This is a genomic window from Streptomyces sp. SID12501, assembly GCF_010550245.1.
Lineage (GTDB): Bacteria > Actinomycetota > Actinomycetes > Streptomycetales > Streptomycetaceae > Streptomyces.
The window spans coordinates 1-631 of the sequence record NZ_JAAGLU010000247.1 but is presented as its reverse complement, the minus strand read 5'-3'; the positions used below and the strand labels follow the sequence as shown (position 1 = coordinate 631).

At 73.7% G+C, this 631-nt stretch carries 2 pseudogenes; both read right to left on the bottom strand.

Annotated elements, in window-relative coordinates:
* A pseudogene (locus G3I71_RS45525) lies at positions 1-346 on the bottom strand (3-oxoacyl-ACP synthase); the annotation flags it as partial.
* Positions 343-631 (bottom strand): annotated as a pseudogene (locus tag G3I71_RS45520) (3-oxoacyl-ACP synthase); the annotation flags it as partial. The pseudogenes G3I71_RS45520 and G3I71_RS45525, both read right to left, overlap by 4 nt.

The window sequence follows — 631 nt, the reverse complement described above, 5'->3', positions numbered from 1 at the left end:
CGTTGGGGGTGTCCATGGGGCTGAGGGCGCTCGTGGACTCCTTGGCGATGGTCTCCACCGCACGGCAGACGGTGTCCGCGTTGCCGAGGTTGGAGCTGACCACGGTGCCGATGCGGTTGCCCGGCACGGTGAGTTCCGTGCCGTCGAGGAGCGCGGCGTCGGTGAGTGCCACGTGCGCCAGGTGCAGGCCGAGCCGGGTGGCCCGGTCCTTGAAGCGCAGCCCCTTCCTGCCGATGAGGGCGGCGGCGTCCACCGGGTCGGCGCCGGGCACGGCGGGCCTCAGGAGGGCTCGCGGGTCGGACACGCCGGGCAGGGCCACGGCGACACCGGAGACGGCGATGTTCACGCGGCGCCTCCCACGATCGCGACGGCGTTGACGCCGCCGAAGCCGAAACTGTTGACCTGGGCCACGCGCAGGGACGCCGCCAGTGGCCGGCCGGCCACCAGGTGGAGCCCCTCGCCCTCGGGCAGCGGGTCGGTGAGGCCCGCGATGGGCGGAACCAGTCCGGTGTCGAGGGAGCGCACGGCGACGATCAGACTGAGCAGTCCGGCCGAGCCCGAGGTGTGTCCGGTGAGGGACTTGATGCCGGTGAGGGCGGGCCTGGCACCCGCGAACACCCGGCCGGTCACG